The organism is Shewanella sp. FeAMO, assembly GCF_053653955.1.
Genome location: NZ_CM132201.1, coordinates 1,071,380 through 1,087,067, shown reverse-complemented (window position 1 = coordinate 1,087,067; position 15,688 = coordinate 1,071,380). Strand labels below are relative to the sequence as shown.

General features: G+C 55.7%; 14 protein-coding genes. 8 read left to right on the top strand and 6 right to left on the bottom strand.

The genetic code is table 11. The features are described from left to right. Window positions 1–7 precede the first annotated feature (7 nt). The 5 genes from pcnB to ACWAU4_RS04835 all read left to right on the top strand — a co-directional run bounded on the left by pcnB (window position 8) and on the right by ACWAU4_RS04835 (window position 4,291). Window positions 8–1,393, top strand: a complete 1,386-nt coding sequence (gene pcnB, locus ACWAU4_RS04855) for a polynucleotide adenylyltransferase PcnB (RefSeq protein WP_222943283.1) — start codon at window positions 8–10, stop codon at window positions 1,391–1,393. Window position 1,394: 1 nt separating this feature from the next. Further along, window positions 1,395–1,883 carry a 2-amino-4-hydroxy-6-hydroxymethyldihydropteridine diphosphokinase gene (folK, locus tag ACWAU4_RS04850; RefSeq protein ID WP_144217912.1) on the top strand — a complete coding sequence of 163 codons (489 nt, stop codon included), beginning with the start codon at window positions 1,395–1,397 and terminating at the stop codon, window positions 1,881–1,883. A 77-nt stretch (window positions 1,884–1,960) separates the two neighbouring features. Next, complete coding sequence (gene panB / locus ACWAU4_RS04845; RefSeq protein ID WP_028780165.1) at window positions 1,961–2,755, top strand: 3-methyl-2-oxobutanoate hydroxymethyltransferase; 795 nt, start codon at window positions 1,961–1,963, stop codon at window positions 2,753–2,755. Window positions 2,756–2,774: 19 nt separating this feature from the next. Continuing rightward, a complete protein-coding gene (gene panC / locus ACWAU4_RS04840) occupies window positions 2,775–3,620 on the top strand; it encodes a pantoate--beta-alanine ligase (protein ID WP_025010047.1) in 846 nt (281 codons plus the stop codon). A gap of 164 nt (window positions 3,621–3,784) precedes the next feature. Then, complete coding sequence (locus ACWAU4_RS04835; protein ID WP_454290464.1) at window positions 3,785–4,291, top strand: DUF4124 domain-containing protein; 507 nt, start codon at window positions 3,785–3,787, stop codon at window positions 4,289–4,291. A 1-nt stretch (window position 4,292) separates the two neighbouring features. Here ACWAU4_RS04835 and ACWAU4_RS04830 read toward each other — a convergent pair whose 3' ends face one another. From ACWAU4_RS04830 to mpl, 5 genes are all read right to left on the bottom strand, one after another. Then, complete coding sequence (locus tag ACWAU4_RS04830) at window positions 4,293–5,063, bottom strand: ABC transporter permease (protein WP_025010045.1); 771 nt, start codon at window positions 5,061–5,063, stop codon at window positions 4,293–4,295. Further along, on the bottom strand, window positions 5,060–5,998 hold the full coding sequence (locus tag ACWAU4_RS04825) for an ABC transporter ATP-binding protein (RefSeq protein ID WP_208125581.1): 939 nt from the start codon (window positions 5,996–5,998) through the stop codon (window positions 5,060–5,062). The genes ACWAU4_RS04830 and ACWAU4_RS04825 overlap by 4 nt, the downstream gene beginning before the upstream one ends. A 126-nt stretch (window positions 5,999–6,124) precedes the next feature. After that, entirely contained in the window at window positions 6,125–6,655 is a 531-nt protein-coding gene (gene hpt, locus ACWAU4_RS04820; RefSeq protein WP_025010043.1) for a hypoxanthine phosphoribosyltransferase, read from the bottom strand. A gap of 7 nt (window positions 6,656–6,662) precedes the next feature. After that, window positions 6,663–7,304, bottom strand: coding sequence for a flavin prenyltransferase UbiX (locus ACWAU4_RS04815; RefSeq protein WP_025010042.1), 642 nt, complete (start codon window positions 7,302–7,304; stop codon window positions 6,663–6,665). After that, complete coding sequence (gene mpl, locus ACWAU4_RS04810; protein ID WP_208125580.1) at window positions 7,301–8,683, bottom strand: UDP-N-acetylmuramate:L-alanyl-gamma-D-glutamyl-meso-diaminopimelate ligase; 1,383 nt, start codon at window positions 8,681–8,683, stop codon at window positions 7,301–7,303. The genes ACWAU4_RS04815 and mpl overlap by 4 nt, the downstream gene beginning before the upstream one ends. Before the next feature lie 254 nt (window positions 8,684–8,937). Between mpl and ACWAU4_RS04805 the strand changes: the two genes are divergently transcribed. Continuing rightward, window positions 8,938–12,081 (top strand): DUF2339 domain-containing protein, encoded by a 3,144-nt coding sequence (locus ACWAU4_RS04805; protein ID WP_208125579.1) that lies wholly within the window; start codon window positions 8,938–8,940, stop codon window positions 12,079–12,081. 102 nt (window positions 12,082–12,183) lie between these two features. Beyond that, window positions 12,184–12,645 carry a DUF1090 domain-containing protein gene (locus ACWAU4_RS04800; RefSeq protein ID WP_025010040.1) on the top strand — a complete coding sequence of 154 codons (462 nt, stop codon included), beginning with the start codon at window positions 12,184–12,186 and terminating at the stop codon, window positions 12,643–12,645. A 38-nt stretch (window positions 12,646–12,683) separates the two neighbouring features. On the opposite strand, the gene ACWAU4_RS04795 is transcribed toward ACWAU4_RS04800, so the two are convergent. Next, window positions 12,684–13,961: an O-acetylhomoserine aminocarboxypropyltransferase/cysteine synthase family protein gene (locus ACWAU4_RS04795; protein WP_028780172.1), complete on the bottom strand. Its 1,278-nt coding sequence runs from the start codon at window positions 13,959–13,961 to the stop codon at window positions 12,684–12,686. Window positions 13,962–14,250: 289 nt separating this feature from the next. Here ACWAU4_RS04795 and ACWAU4_RS04790 point away from each other — a divergent pair, with 289 nt between their 5' ends. After that, window positions 14,251–15,588 (top strand): Na+/H+ antiporter NhaC family protein, encoded by a 1,338-nt coding sequence (locus ACWAU4_RS04790; protein WP_028780176.1) that lies wholly within the window; start codon window positions 14,251–14,253, stop codon window positions 15,586–15,588. Window positions 15,589–15,688 lie beyond the last annotated feature (100 nt).

The window sequence follows — 15,688 nt, the reverse complement described above, 5'->3', positions numbered from 1 at the left end:
TAAGCAGTTGTTTGACGATGGTCAGACAACCAAGGCTCAACAAGAAGACAACACAGACACAGGTTTGAGCCTGGAGGTTATCCCGCGCGATGGCCACAGCATTTCCCGCAGACAGATTAGCGAGAATGCGCTCAAGGTTTTGTACCGCCTGCATAAGTCTGGCTTTAACGCCTATCTGGTTGGTGGCGGCGTACGCGATCTGCTGCTGGGACTGGAGCCGAAAGACTTTGACGTGGTCACCAATGCCACTCCGGAAGAGATCAAGAAGCTGTTTCGCAACTGCCGCCTGGTTGGCCGTCGTTTCCGCCTGGCCCATATCGTCTTTGGCCGGGATGTTATTGAAGTGGCTACCTTCCGCGGCCACCACGGCAACAGCGAAGAGAAGATTTCCAAGGTCAATTCAGCCGGACGACTGCTGCGCGACAATGTTTATGGTGACATAGATGAAGACGCCGAGCGCCGCGACTTTACCGTCAACGCCCTCTATTACAATATTGCCGACTACTCCATTCGCAGCTATGGCGGCGGTATTCATGATCTTAAGGCAAGAACCCTGCGACTGATTGGCGATCCCGAGACCCGTTATCGGGAAGACCCGGTGCGTATGCTGCGGGCCGTGCGCTTTGCCACCAAGCTTGGGATGTCCATCGAAAAACGCACCGCTGCCCCGATCAAGAGTTTGGCTCCGCTGCTGAAAGATATTCCGGCTGCGCGTATGTATGAAGAAGTGCTCAAGCTGTTCTTCGCCGGTAAGGCGCTGAACAACTATCAGATGATGCGCGAATATCAACTGTTTGCGCCCATTTTCCCTCTGGTGGAAAGCCTGCTGCGGGACGACCCCAAGGGCCCGGCCGCCAGACTGCTGAGCGAAATGATGCACAACACAGATGTGCGCGTCGGTGAAGACAAGCCTGTGACTCCGGCCTTCTTCTATGCCGCACTCCTTTGGTATCCGCTGCAAAACCGCGCCCAGGATATCGCCTTGGAGAGCGGTCTCAGCCCCTATGATGCCTTCTTTGCCGCCATGGGCGATGTGCTCGAGCAACAGTGCCGCTCGGTAAGCATTCCCCGCCGCTTCAGCACTCCGGCACGGGATATCTGGCAGTTACAGATGCGCTTTGAACGCTCTCAAGGGGGCCGCGCCTTTAAACTGATGGAACATCCCAAGTTCCGCGCCGCCTACGATCTCTTGCTGCTCAGAGCCAATGCCGAAGGCGGCAATCTGGCCAAGCAGGCCAGTTGGTGGCAACAGTTTGTCGAGTCTGATGACGAGCAGAAGCAACAGCTGGTGCGCAGCGGCAGTAAGTCCAACGGCAGCCGCAACCGTAACGCCAATCAACGCCGGCGCCGCAAGCCTCGTCGCCCAAGCGAAAAACCACAGGCGGCCGAGTAAGATGACCGGAGTCTATGTGGCGCTGGGCGCCAACCTGGACTCTCCCGAGCGCCAGCTTGACAGTGCTTGCCTGGCGCTGCAGCAGCTGGCGCGGCAAGACAGCTTTCGCGTTTCATCCTACTATCGTTCGGTTCCCATGGGCGATGTTCCTCAGCCGGACTATATCAACGCGGTGGCCTATTTCGAGACCGAGCTGGCGCCGCTGGAACTCCTTGACGCCTTGCAGGAAATCGAGTTGCAGCAAGGGCGACAACGCCTGGTGCGCTGGGGCCCTAGAACTCTGGATCTGGACCTGTTGCTCTACGGCAATAAGCAGATACAGACCCCAAGGCTCACTGTGCCCCACTACGGCATCAAGAGCCGCGAGTTTGTCCTCATTCCACTGGAAGAGCTCAATCCTTCGCTGGTGTTGCCCTGCGGCACCGGCATAGCCACGCTGATCACCAATGCCATGCGCCAATCGCTGCAACTGATCCACCCCTCAGGCTGAGAACCTGAGCCGGATCGTTGCAGTCCAAAGCCGCATGGCATATAACACCACTTCACTCGGTTAATAAGAAGAGCATTATGTCTAAAATCACCACAGCGACCCTGCGTAAATTCAAGCAGGAAGGTAGAAAATTTACCGCTCTGACCGCTTATGACGCCAGTTTTGCCGCCGCTTTTGACAGCGAAGGTGTAGACGTCCTGCTGGTAGGAGACTCATTGGGAATGGTTCTGCAAGGTCACGATGATACCTTGCCGGTCAGTGTCGAGGAGATGGCCTATCACACCCGTTGTGTTCGCCGCGGCATCAGCCGCAGTTTGTTGATGGCCGACCTGCCTTTCATGAGTTATGCCACTCCCGAGCAGGCGATGACCAATGCTACCAAGCTGATGCAGGCCGGTGCCAACATGGTCAAGATTGAAGGTGGCCAATGGTTGCTGGAAACGGTTTCCATGTTGACCGAGCGTGGCATTCCTGTCTGCGCCCACCTAGGACTGACGCCACAATCGGTGCACGTGTTCGGTGGTTTCAAGGTACAGGGCCGCGATGCCGACAACGCCCAGCGGATCCTGGATGAGGCCAAGGCGCTGGAAGGTGCCGGGGCCCAGTTGTTGGTACTCGAGTGCGTACCGGCTTCGCTGGCAAAACAGATAACCGAAGCGCTGCAAATTCCGGTGATCGGCATAGGGGCCGGCAAGGATACTGATGGCCAAATTCTGGTGATGCACGATGTACTCGGGATCTCCAGCGGCTATATCCCGCGCTTTTCCAAGAACTACCTTAAGCAGACAGGTGAAATCCGTGAGGCCGTGAAGGCCTATATCGACGAAGTTCAGCAGGGACAATTCCCCGCAGAAGAGCACACCTTTAACTGAGCCGGGGATTCGCCAGATTATGCTGACCACAGCCAAGATAGATGAGATCCGTGCCCGGGTACGGGAATGGCGCCAAAAAGGGGAAACCGTAGCCTTTGTCCCTACCATGGGCAATCTGCACCAGGGACATGTGAGTTTAATCCTCGAAGCCGCGCGCCGCGCCGATCACGTGGTGGCCTCGATTTTTGTCAATCCACTGCAGTTTGGCAAGAATGAGGATCTCGATGCTTATCCCCGCACCCTGGGCGCCGATCAACAGAAACTGACTGAAGCCGGCTGCGAGCTGCTGTTTACCCCAACACCCGAGCTTATCTACCCCAAAGGGCTGGATGCCCAGACCTTTGTGGAAGTCCCAGGGATCTCCGATGAGCTTTGCGGCGCCAGCCGTCCAGGGCACTTTCGCGGGGTCGCGACCATAGTCTGCAAGCTGTTCAATATAGTGCAGCCTGACATCGCCCTGTTTGGCCGTAAGGACTACCAGCAGCTTCTGGTGATCAAGACCATGGTGACCGACCTGTCGCTGCCCATCGAGGTCATAGGGGTAGAAACCGTTCGCGAGGATTCCGGCCTGGCACTGAGTTCGCGCAATGGTTATCTCACCGAGGCCGAAAAGGCGCTGGCGCCCAAGCTCAAGGCAAGCATGGATAAACTGGCCGAGGCGATTGTACTGGGGCAGGATATCGACCAGGCCATCAGCAATGCCAAGGAGCTCCTGCGCGCCGCCGGGCTTGAGCCTGACTATCTGGAAGTGCGTGAGGCTTCAAGCCTCAAACCTGTGAGCAGCGATGACAAGTCGCTGGTGATCCTGGCCGCCGCTTATCTTGGCAAGGCTCGCCTCATAGACAATATGACGCTGTCACGCTGATATCCTTTCTTTAGGGAGGGGGAAATATTCCCCCCTCTTTCTTCCGAAGACCTTTTTCCAGGTCGCCAAAAAAATTTCCTTAGTCAAAAACTGGTCTTCAATAAAGGTTTGAGTCATATTGGTTACACTTGTTTTAGATATGTAACGAAAGGATTCCCGCCCTAATGTTGCCCGGACAGCCCAGACTCTGGCTCTTTGCTGCACTGCTGCTCGCTTCGCAAGTTCAGGCAGGTACCGTCTATAAATGCATCAAAGAGGACAAGGTAGTATTCAGCCAGCTTCCCTGCCCGCAAGCCTTCAAACAGCACAAGATTGAATATCAGTATGGCGTGACCACGGAAACGACCGAGGGAGAAAGAGTTGATCCGCTGCAATCCCTTTTGGAGAACGACAGCCTGCCAGAAGACAAGCTATTGCAGCGACTGGAAGCCGAAGTCTATCGGCTGCAGCAGGAAAACAGCTATCTGGAAATATTGCGGGCCAGCGAGCTACAAAAGCAGGAGCGGCAACGCTATTGGCAGAAACTGGAGCGGGAAGACCCCGCTTTTGTTAAGCAACGCGGCAAGATAAACGCCCATTTTGATGAGCTCAAACGCGTCAATGATGACAAGATAGCCAAGCTGCAGCAACACAGACAGTTGCTGCAGCAAAAAACCGAGGCTCAGCCCTGAATCAGCTGCGCAGCCCTATCCCACGGGAGATCAGGTAATAGGCCAGCAACCAGAGACCCGCACAGAACCCCAGCATCACGCCAATGGACAGCGGCACGCTCATATCGGCAAATCCCAGGAAACCGTAGCGGAACACGTTGATCATATATACCACAGGGTTCAGCGCCGATACGCCACGCCAAAAGTCAGGCAGCAGCGACAGCGAGTAAAACACCCCGCCAAGATAAGTCAGCGGCGTCAACACAAAGGTGGGGATGATGCTGATGTCGTCGAAGCTCTTGGCAAACACGGCATTGATAAGGCCGCCAAGGGCAAACAGCACTGAGGTCAGAAACACTGTGACTATCACCAATCCCAAGTGCTGCACACTGAGATCGACAAAGAACATGGCCACCAGGGTCACTATCAGGCCCACCAGCAATCCACGGGCGACACCGCCACCGACATAGCCGGCTATCATCACATAGTGGGGCACGGGCGCCACTATCAGCTCTTCCAGGTTACGTTGGAACTTGGCGCTGAAAAAGGAAGATGCCACATTGGAATAGGAGTTGGTAATCACCGACATCATGATAAGGCCCGGGGCAATAAACTCCATATAGGACACCCCGCCCATCTCACCGATGCGACTGCCCACCAGATTACCGAAGATCAGGAAATACAGTGTCATGGTGATCGCCGGCGGTACCAGTGTCTGTACCCAAATGCGGGTAAAACGGGTAATTTCCTTGATTAAAATACTCTTGAAGGCAACCAGATACAGACCTCTCATGCCTTGCCTCCTTGGGCATTTTCAACCAGTTTCACAAACAACTCCTCCAATCGATTGGCCTTGTTACGCATGGATAACACCTCAACCCCCTGCTCGCTCAGTAAACCGAAGACGGCGTTCAGGCTGTGGGACTTCACCAAGTCCACTTCCAGGGTCGCAGGATCGGTAAGCCTGACTGTAATATCGCCAAGCTTGGGTACCTCAACAAGCGGCTGCTTGATATCCAACACAAAGGTTTCCATATCCAGTTTCGACAGCAGGGATTTCATACTGGTGCACTCCACCAGCACGCCCTTATCGATAATGCCTATGTTACGGCAGAGCATTTCCGCTTCTTCCAGATAGTGGGTTGTCAGTATAATGGTGACGCCTTCAGCGTTGATTTTTTTGAGAAACTCCCACATGGAGCGCCGCAGTTCTATATCCACCCCGGCGGTGGGCTCATCGAGGATCAAAAGTTTGGGCTCGTGCATCAGTGCCCTGGCTATCATCAAACGCCGCTTCATGCCGCCGGAAAGCTGCCGGGATTGGCTGTTGCGCTTGTCCCAGAGATCCAGTTGCCTGAGGTATTTCTCGGCCCGCTTGTGGGCTTCGGCTCTGGGCACACCGTAATAACCGGCCTGGTTAACCACGATTTGCAGCACTGTCTCGAACTGGTTGAAGTTGAATTCCTGCGGCACCAGGCCGATACACAATTTGGCCTGCTCCAGTTCTTTATCCAGATCATGGCCAAAGACCCGCACACTGCCGCCACTCTTGTGCACCAGCGAGCTTATGATACCGATAGTGGTGGACTTACCGGCACCGTTGGGGCCGAGCAAGGCAAAAAAGTCGCCCTGAGCCACCTTCAGGCTAATCCCTTTGACGGCTTCGACACCGCCCTTATAGGTCTTCTTAAGATTGTCCAGCTCCAACGCCAGAGCTTTGGTCGTCATAGATGTTTCTCCTAAAGAGCCTCCAATACCTGGGGTATCGGCAGCGGCCCGGGACGCAAAAAGCAAGACTCCCGCCGTGGCGGGAGTCCGTCTTACTATACAAACAAAGCCGAAATCACAGCTTGCTTACTCCTGCGGGATCACCTTGGCGATATAAGGCAGGTTGCGGTACTGCTCGGCGTAGTCGATACCATAACCGACCACGAATTCATCAGGAATAGTAAAACCGACAAAGTCTACCGGTACGTCGACTTCGCGGCGGTCCGGCTTGTCCAGCAGAGTACAGAGAGTCAGGCTCTTTGGCTCACGCAGCAGCAGCATTTCGCGTACCTTGTTGAGCGTGTTGCCCGAGTCAATCAGATCTTCGACGATCAACACATCACGATCGGCGATTTCCGACTGAACATCTTTGAGTATCTTCACGTCTCTGGAGCTGGTCATGGCATTGCCATAGCTGGAAACAGACATAAAGTCGATCTCTACATGGCCCTTAATCCGACGGCAGAGATCGGCCATAAAGACCACTGAGCCCTTGAGCAGGCCGACCATCAGCAACTTGTCGGCATTGGCATAATGCGCATTGATGCGCTCGGCTAATTCATCCAGTTTCTGGTTGATCTCTTCTGCCGAGATCATCACTTCGGTGGTGTGTTTCATATCACTCTCAATTGTCGATCTCACTGTCTTTGGGTTTGTCATAACCCCAGCGATCCGTTAATGCATGTTCGACACCCAGATGATCCAGGATCCGGGCGACCATGAAGTCTATCAGATCTTCAATGGATTTGGGATGATGATAAAAGCCGGGGGCGGCCGGCATTATGATGGCGCCCAGTTGGCTGAGTTTCAACATATGTTCGAGATGAATGGCGTTGAAAGGCGTCTCTCTGGGCACCAACAACAACTGACCGCGCTCCTTGAGCACCACATCGGCGGCCCGCTCCAGCAGGCTGTTACTCATGCCGGTGGCCACCGCGGCCAAAGTGCCGGTTGAGCAGGGACAGATCACCATCTGCTTAGGCGCCGCCGAGCCGGACGCCGGCGGAGAGAACCACTCATCCTTACCGAGCACCCTCAGCTCACCGCCTTCGGGAAACAGTTTTCTGAGCTGCTCTGTGGCCTTGTCCGGTGCGCTGCTGAGTTTGAGCCCATGTTCCGTTGCCAGCACCACCCGAGCGGCGCTGGACACCATCAGAAAAACCCGAAACTCGGCCTTGAGCAAGCACTCTAGCAGCCTCAGCCCATAGGGCGCCCCGGAGGCGCCGGTCCAAGCGAGGCTGATACTCTTAATCTGCTGATATTTCACGCTTTGACCTCGCCACTTCTGGCTTTAAGGGCCTGGAGCAACTTTTGATGCAGGCCGCCAAAGCCGCCATTGCTCATGATCAGCACGGTATCGCCGGGCTTGGCTTCACCACTGACCTTGGCCACTATCTCATCTATGTCGTGCAAAACCTGCACCGGCAGCGGCGCCGCCTCCATGGTCGCGGCAATATCCCAATCGATATTATCCGCCTGATACAACACGGCCTCATCGGCCAGGGCCATGGAGTTGGCCAGTGTGTCTTTATGCACCCCTTGCTTCATGGTGTTGGAGCGGGGCTCGAGCACGACAGTGATTTTGCCCTGGCCCACCTTGGCGCGCATCCCCTGAAGAGTAGTGGCGATTGCCGTTGGGTGATGGGCAAAGTCGTCATAAACGCTGACCCCGTCTACGCTGCCCAGCAACTCGAGACGGCGCTTGGGCGGGGTAAAGTCTGCCAGCGCCTTGAGCGCATCTACCGGCAAGACCCCGACATGACGCGCCGCGGCTATCGCCATAGTGGCGTTGTCTATGTTGTGACGCCCAATCAGGCCCCAGCTCAAAACGCCCTGGGATTCACCGCGGAAAAATAGCTCAAATTCGTGACCATCGTCTGCCAACATCCTGGCGCTCCAGTCCCCCTGGCCCGCTTCATGGCTCAAGGTTTCCTGCTCACTCCAGCAGCCCTTGGCTATCACGCCGGCAACCGCCTGGCTGTCTTGCGGCCAGATCACCCGGCCATCCCCCGGCACGATTCTGAGCAGATGGTGAAACTGCTTCTGTATCGCCTTGAGATCGTCGAAGATGTCGGCATGGTCGAACTCCAGGTTGTTGATCACCAAGGTTCTTGGCTGGTAATGCACAAACTTGGAGCGCTTGTCGAAGAAAGCGCTGTCATATTCGTCGGCCTCGACCACAAAGAAGGGCGACTCGCCCAACCTGGCCGAAATGCCAAAATTCTGCGGCACCCCACCAATCAAAAAGCCAGGTTGATAGCCGCAGGCTTCGAGGATCCAGGCCAACATGCTGGCGGTAGAGGTTTTGCCATGGGTACCGGAAACGGCCAATACCCAACGTTCAGGCAATATATGGTCATGCAGAAACTGCGGACCCGAGGTGTATTTCAGGCCGCGGTTGAGTACGGCTTCCACACAGGGGTTGCCGCGGCTCATGGCATTGCCTATCACCACGAGATCCGGCTCGGGAGCCAGCTGTGACGGGTCAAACCCCTGAATAAGGTCTATCCCCTGCTGCTCAAGCTGGGTACTCATGGGTGGGTAAACATTGGCATCGGAGCCGGTGACCTTATGTCCCATGGCGCGAGCCAGCAGCGCCAAGCCCCCCATAAAAGTGCCACAGATCCCCAGAATATGTACGTGCATTAAGGCCATCCTTCTGCAGTGAGTCCGCTCACCCCACGTTGGGCGAGTTTGCATGCCGCTCATTGTACCTATGCCACCGGCAAGACGCGAGAGGCCTCTGCCTGCTGTTCAGTTTTCTCTCATCTTCCCATGACAAATACGATAAATGGGTAGCGGAAATTTCCCAAAACCTGAGCCGATCGCTGGTCAGGACAGAGCCGCGCGTTTAAAATGCCCGCAGCCTACGCAAATGCGATTAGCATCAGGAAAGCAGCATGCAGTTAACGGAAGAACTCCAACATCTCAGGCGCGAGCTTGAAGATCTCAAACTCAAAGAGACTAACCTGGAAATCAGGACAGATATCCGCCTCGACGCGATAGAACAAAGAATCGAGGCGCTGTTTGCGGCCGTCAATCAGCTTGCCGAAGAGCAAGCTAAGCCTTTGGCGCCCAAGGTTGCCGAGCCGTCAGCGATGCCTGGCCCCAATGAGCCTCAGGCCGAGCCAGTAGCCGACTTATCCTCGGAGTCACAGACCCAGCGCCAGGACGCCTGGCAGCGTAGGGCAGATATTCAGCCTATCGAGCACACCAAGCCGGCAAGGGCAGAGATGGCAGCAACGCCAGTTACAGCCAAAGCGCAAACTGCGTCGAAGCCCTCCGCAGCGAAACCCTTCGCTTCGAAATCTTCCGCTTCGAGACCCACTGATTCGAAATCCTCCGCCGCCCAAAGAGTATCGCCCCAAACACAAGAGGGTCGAGGGCAGCAGACTCCCAACTGGGGGCGTAAGTTTGATCAGGCTGTGGCCGCTTTTTTTGCCGCTATGCTGAGCCCCCTGCTGGGACTCTTCGCACAAGCCAAAGATTTTTATCAGCACTATCAAGCCAAAGGTCAGGGCCCGGTATTTATGATGACCCTGGCAGGGATCATCGCCATGACTCTGGGCTTTGGTTATCTGCTGCAGTATTCCATGAACCACTGGCTGTCGGACACAGGAAAGGCCTTGACTGGCTTTGTCTGCGCCAATGGCATTCTGGCTTTGGGGGCCTTTATCCGCAAACGGCAACGAGCGATGGCTGATTTCGGCTCGGGTCTGGTGGGCCTTGGGCTGATTATCAACTATCTGTGTGCCTATTTTGTCGGTCCCTACTTCGAGCTGGTACCGGATGGCGTCAGCTATCTGCTGCTGTTACTTATCACTGTGGCCGGTTACAGTCTGGCGCTGAAACTGGAAGCCAGAGTCATCAGCATAGTCGCCTTGCTGGGTGGCTCCCTGGCACCACTGATGCTGCTTTCCGGCAGTCAGGCGCCTTTGATGTATCTACCCTTCCTGCTGCTGATTGGTGGCTGCTCTTTACTCTTGAGTCACAAGATACGTTGGCCTGTGCTGCTGGAAACGACAGCCATACTGCACATCGCCTGTATCGAGAGCCTGAGTTTCTTTGTCGAGCTGCCGCTGCAAGGGCAAGGGATAGTGGGAGTTCTGGCGCTCATCTCCCTGCATGGCCTCTTCTATGGTTATGGCCTTGGCAGCCTTTGGCTGTTTGGCCGGGAAGGCCTCAGCCACAGACTGCTGGCTCTGCCGGCGGCATTGCTGGCCTTTTTGGTCTATAGCCTGAGTCAGTTCAGCCCCCATGCCGGCGAGCTGCTACTGGCCAACGCCGCCGTGCTTATCGGCCTGTCGCTCTGGCTTAAACAAGACAAACAGCTGCAGACGCTATTGTGGCTGGCGACCGGTGCCTGTCTCGGTTTTGCCGCGCTCAGCCTGCTCAGTGGTGAGCTGCTGGGGCTGGTGTTACTGCTCGAAGCCTTGCTGTTGATGTGGCTAGGTTGCCGTGAGCAGCAAGCCTCGCTGCGAATCGAGGCCATCACCCTGCTGGCTCTTGGACTGGTCATCAACCTGTTGGCCCTTGGCGATATGATCAATGAAGCGCCGGCGCTCTTGTCACTGCCGCTGCTGGCTTGGGGGCTAAGCACGCTTACGCTGTTTGGCTTTAACCAACTGCTGGGCAAACAGCCCGAGCTCAGCCGCTGGGAGCAACAACTGCTGCAGCTGGGACGCGAGCTTGCCAACGTGCTGCTGGTGTCTTTAGCCCTGGTTAGCGCCTGGCTGATAAGTGAAAGCTACTTCCTGGTGATAATTCCCGGATTGAGTCTGACCTTGCTGCTACTCGCACGCAGGCAACAACTCAGGGTCAGCGAGGCCTTGGCCTGGACCTTGTTGTTACCGCTGGCGGCTCAGGTCATCTTCGCCGCCGTGGATGCGCATAGCCTGAGTTTCCGCGCTCAGCCGCTGTATGCGCAAATCGCCAGGGTAGAGCTGTTCCTCTGTCTGTTACTGGCCTGGTATGCATACCGGCGCTTCCATCCCAAGGGCGAACTTAGGCGTTTGGCCTGGTACACTCGCCTGGCCTGCCTGGTGCTCTTGCCACTGCTGTGGCTGCCCAAAATCGTCCTTCGCTTTGAAGATTGGCTGGCCCCGGCCTTGTGGTTATCCTGCTTTGTCAGCTTAGTATTGGCCCGCAAGTTCAGGCAGCCGATACTGAAACGCGAAGCGGATGTACTACTGGTGCTGGCTATAGCCCAAACCGCTTTTGCTTGCCTTGCAGGACAATGGCCTGGACTTATCGCACTGCTGCTGGGCAGTATCTATTCCGGTCTGCTGCTGTGGCGCTATCCATCCTTGCCAAGGCTCTGGCAAGGCCCCTGCCGACTCGGCTGGCAGTTGTCACCCTTCTATGGCGCCCTGCTGCTGGCGGTGGTCAGCCACAGCCTGGAGGTCTTGTTCAGCCACACTCTGGCACTTAGCAGTGTGGTGCTAAGCGGCTACTTTTTTATCCTGCTCAGCCGCAAACCGCTCAAGGCCCTGCGCCCGGGTTACCCCTTTGCCTTTGCCAGCTTCTTTATCGCCTTGCTGCTGCCCTGGATTACCTGGCTCGACAGCCTGCAATATTTGCAGCTCGATGTCCTGACCCGACCCTCTGAACCTTGGCTGATGGCGCTGGCACAAGCTTGCAACCTGGCCTTGCTGGCGCTGTTTATCCGTAAACGGCCATTGGCCATGAGACGCTATCGTCAGCAGTTGCCGACCAATATGGTGTTTATCGCCTGGCATGCCCTGTTGCTGCTGGCCTATCTGCCACTGGCCTACCAGATGCCAACCGGATTCGATGCCACCTTAAGCACTGTGCTCATGGTGTCCCACGGCTGCTGGCTGATGTTCCTCAGCCTGCGTCCCGGCTGCCAGATTATGCTCAAACTGGCCGCAGGCCTGTTTGCCATCAGTTGCCTCAAGGTATTGCTGCTGGATATGGCCGCCGCCGATCTGCTGCAAAAGATCATCGTCTTTATGCTGATTGGTGCCTTGCTGCTCGGGGTGGCTTACTTCTACCAGAAGTCCAGAGCCCGGCTGTCACAATAAACCAACTCAAAGGCGCCTGCGGGCGCCTTTGGGATAGGTCTGACAGCTATAGATTGAAGGTTTTGCTAGAATGGCGGCCTCTTACTCCATCCTTGGTGATTTATGAAACTGACCCACATAGCCCTATTTTCCCTGGCTCTGTTTTCGCTCCCCGCCCTGGCCGGTGGTCATTGCGCCAAAAAAGAAGCCGAAATCGAAAAGCAGATCTCTTATGCCAAAGAGCATAACAACAGCCACAGAGTACGGGGGCTGGAAACGGCGCTGGCCGAAGTCCGTGCCCACTGCACTGAGGCCGGTGAAATCAAAAAACAGCAAGATTCACGCGATGAATTGGCAAACAAGATCCGTGACAAGCAGGATGATATTCGCGAGTTACGTGAAGAGCTGGCCGAAGAGCGCGCCGAACTGAAGGCAGATATCGCCGAGGCCGAGCGCAAGGGCAAAGTCGATAAGGTCGCCAAATATCAGCGAGAACTGGCCGAAGAAGAGGCTAAAACAGCCGCCAAGATCAGCGCCAAAGAGGCTGAAATACGTGCATTGAAGTCCGAGCTGGACGCCAGATAAGTATTAGCCCCGCTTGAGGGGGCTTTTTGATGATGTCATCAAGCCTGGGAGGCTTCCAGCGCCTGGGCCACATCGCTGATGATGTCGTCTATATGCTCAATTCCCACAGAGATCCGGAGCAGATCTTCACTCACCCCGGCGCGAGCCAACTCCTCGGCGTTGAGCTGCCTGTGGGTCGTGGTGGCAGGGTGACAGGCCAGTGACTTGGCATCGCCTATATTCACCAGACGCAAGATCATCTGCAGCGCATCGATAAAGCGCCCGCCGGCCTCTTTGCCCCCCTTGATACCAAAGCTGATAATGCCGGACGCCTTACCCGAGGTGATTTTGTCGCAATTGGCCTTATAAGGGCTGTCTGCCAGGGCGCCATAATTGACCCAGTTAACCAGCGGGTGGGACTGCAGGTAACTTGCCAGCGCCTCGGCATTACTGCAGTGGCGCTCCATCCTCAGGCTCAAGGTCTCCAGCCCCTGCAGCAGTAAAAAGGCGCTGTGTGGTGATAGAGCCGCGCCGGTATTACGCAGAGGCACCACCCGGCAACGGCCGATATAAGCCGCCGCGCCGAAGGCTTCGGTATACACCACCCCATGGTAGGAGGGGTCCGGCTGATTGAGCACCGCAAATCTGTGTTTATTGGCGACCCAGTCAAACTTGCCCGAATCGATGATCACCCCGCCCACTGTAGTACCGTGGCCACCGACATACTTGGTGAGCGAGTGGACAACAATATCGGCGCCATGTTCGAAGGGACGGCACAGCACAGGGGTCGCCACTGTGTTATCCACCACCAAGGGCACACCATGTTTATGGGCAATTTCTGCCAGACGCGCGATATCGACAATATTGCCGGCGGGGTTACCTATGGATTCACAAAACACCGCCTTGGTGCGTTCATCAATAAGCGACTCCAAGGTATCGAAGTCATCGAACGACGCCATGCGCACCTCAACCCCCTGGCGCGGCAGAGTATGGGCGAACAGGTTATAGGTGCCGCCGTAGAGCTGGCTGCTGCTGACTATGTTGTCGCCCACTTCCGTCAGCGCCTGCAGCGCATAGGTGATGGCCGCCATTCCAGAGGCCAGCGCCAGCGCGCCAATGCCGCCTTCGATGGCCGCCATTCTGGCTTCGAGCACGGCGTTGGTGGGGTTCATGATGCGACTGTAAATATTGCCGGGCACCTTGAGGTCAAACAGATCGGCGCCGTGTTGAGTATCGTCGAAGGTATAGGACGTCGTCTGATAGATGGGCACCGCCGCCGACTTGGTGGTGGCTTCCGATTCATAACCATGGTGCAACGCCAGGGATTCCAGTTTCATCTCGCGCTCCTTGATGACGAGTAATGCAGTTTTAAGTTTGATATCAAGCTAGCAAACAGACATCCAGATGTCTAAATTTTTTTCAAGCAGTTTTCCCTGAGTCGTGCTTAGTGCACAAAATCGACGTAGAAGTAAAAACATCCAGACGTCCAAATTGACAGACGACTGGCTATCCCCTATTCTTTCGCCTAATTTGTCAGGAGATGATGCCGTTAAGACAATGCAATTCAGCGAGTTTGGCTGCTGCGGAGGGAATCCCCGGCCGAACGTGATTCACAGAGAGTAGATTTTGACCCAGAACAACACTTCTCCGGCCGTTAAAGCTCCGGCCTCATTTGTGGCACTACTGCCATTGTTTCTGTTTCTGGCGCTGTTTATCGGTGCCGGGGTCTATTTCCAAAGCCAAGGGGTAGACTTTGCCTTCTATCAGTTGCCGAGCCCGATAGCGATATTACCGGCGATTGTACTGGCCATTTTGCTGTCCAAGCAAAAGCTCAACCAGACCATGAACACCTTTATGGCGGGGATAGGCCACAACAACATCATCGCCATGTGCCTAATCTATCTACTGGCCGGTGCTTTTGCCGCCGTGGCCAGTGCCACTGGTGGGGTTGATGCCACAGTTGCCTTGGGGCTTAAGCTGATCCCGGCCAATCTGCTGCTGCCCGGCTTTTTCATTATCGCCGCCTTTATCGCCACCGCCATGGGCACCTCCATGGGCACGATTGCCGCCGTGGCTCCTATCGCCCTCGGGGTTGCCGATCAGGCAGGGATTGAACTGCCACTGATGGCGGGCTCTGTGATGTCAGGCGCCCTGTTTGGTGACAACCTGTCTATTATCTCGGATACCACTATTGCCGCGACCCGCACCCAGGGCTGCGAAATGAGAGACAAGTTCCGTGAAAACCTGATCTTTGCCATTCCGGCGGCGATTGTGACCCTGTTGCTGTTCGGTTTCCTCTCTTCCGGTCAAGCCGAACTGCCACCACAGGAGGTCGACTTTGTTAAGGTATTACCTTACTTGAGTATTCTGGTGCTGGCCGTCGCCGGGCTGAACGTGTTTGTGGTACTGGCCATCGGCATTTTGCTGGCCGGGATAACAGGGTTTGTCACTCAAGATTACTCGCTGCTGACCTTCGGTAAGGATATCTACAAAGGCTTTGGCAATATGCAGGAGATCTTTATCCTCTCCATGCTGGTTGGTGGCCTGGCGGCCCTGATGCAGCAGCAAGGTGGCCTGAGCTTTGTCAGCCAGCAGATAGAGAAGCTGATAGCCCGTTTCTCCCGCGCCAAGGGTGAAGCCTCCTGTCGCGCCGCCGAGCTGGGGATGGCGGGGATAGTGGCTTTGACCAACTCCTGTGTGGCCAACAATACCGTCTCTATTGTGGTCAGCGGCGATATCGCCAAAGATCTGGCAGCCAAACATGGGGTTGCCCCGAAACGCGCCGCCAGTATTCTGGATATTTTCGCCTGTATCATTCAGGGGCTTATTCCCTACGGTGCCCAGGCATTGCTGATAGCTTCCCACTTCAAGATCTCTCCCCTGGAAGCCGTTGCCAACACCTGGTACTGCATGATCCTGGCCTTGGTTGCCGTGGTGATTGTGATACTGCGTCCCCGCAGTTAAACTAGCGGGCGCAATAACCAAACCGGTCCCTGCGACCGGTTTTTTTGTCGCCGTCATTTGGCGACTATTATTGAATGCAGGTATTCAAACGAGCCATTCC

Coding starts and splice junctions, on each gene's coding strand:
- folK (WP_144217912.1), top strand. CDS start 1,395: ATGACCGGAGTCTATGTGGCGCTGGGCGCCAACCTGGACTCTCCCGAG.
- panB (WP_028780165.1), top strand. CDS start 1,961: ATGTCTAAAATCACCACAGCGACCCTGCGTAAATTCAAGCAGGAAGGT.
- panC (WP_025010047.1), top strand. CDS start 2,775: ATGCTGACCACAGCCAAGATAGATGAGATCCGTGCCCGGGTACGGGAA.
- ACWAU4_RS04835 (WP_454290464.1), top strand. CDS start 3,785: ATGTTGCCCGGACAGCCCAGACTCTGGCTCTTTGCTGCACTGCTGCTC.
- ACWAU4_RS04830 (WP_025010045.1), bottom strand. CDS start 5,063: ATGAGAGGTCTGTATCTGGTTGCCTTCAAGAGTATTTTAATCAAGGAA.
- ACWAU4_RS04825 (WP_208125581.1), bottom strand. CDS start 5,998: ATGACGACCAAAGCTCTGGCGTTGGAGCTGGACAATCTTAAGAAGACC.
- hpt (WP_025010043.1), bottom strand. CDS start 6,655: ATGAAACACACCACCGAAGTGATGATCTCGGCAGAAGAGATCAACCAG.
- mpl (WP_208125580.1), bottom strand. CDS start 8,683: ATGCACGTACATATTCTGGGGATCTGTGGCACTTTTATGGGGGGCTTG.
- ACWAU4_RS04805 (WP_208125579.1), top strand. CDS start 8,938: ATGCAGTTAACGGAAGAACTCCAACATCTCAGGCGCGAGCTTGAAGAT.
- ACWAU4_RS04800 (WP_025010040.1), top strand. CDS start 12,184: ATGAAACTGACCCACATAGCCCTATTTTCCCTGGCTCTGTTTTCGCTC.
- ACWAU4_RS04795 (WP_028780172.1), bottom strand. CDS start 13,961: ATGAAACTGGAATCCCTGGCGTTGCACCATGGTTATGAATCGGAAGCC.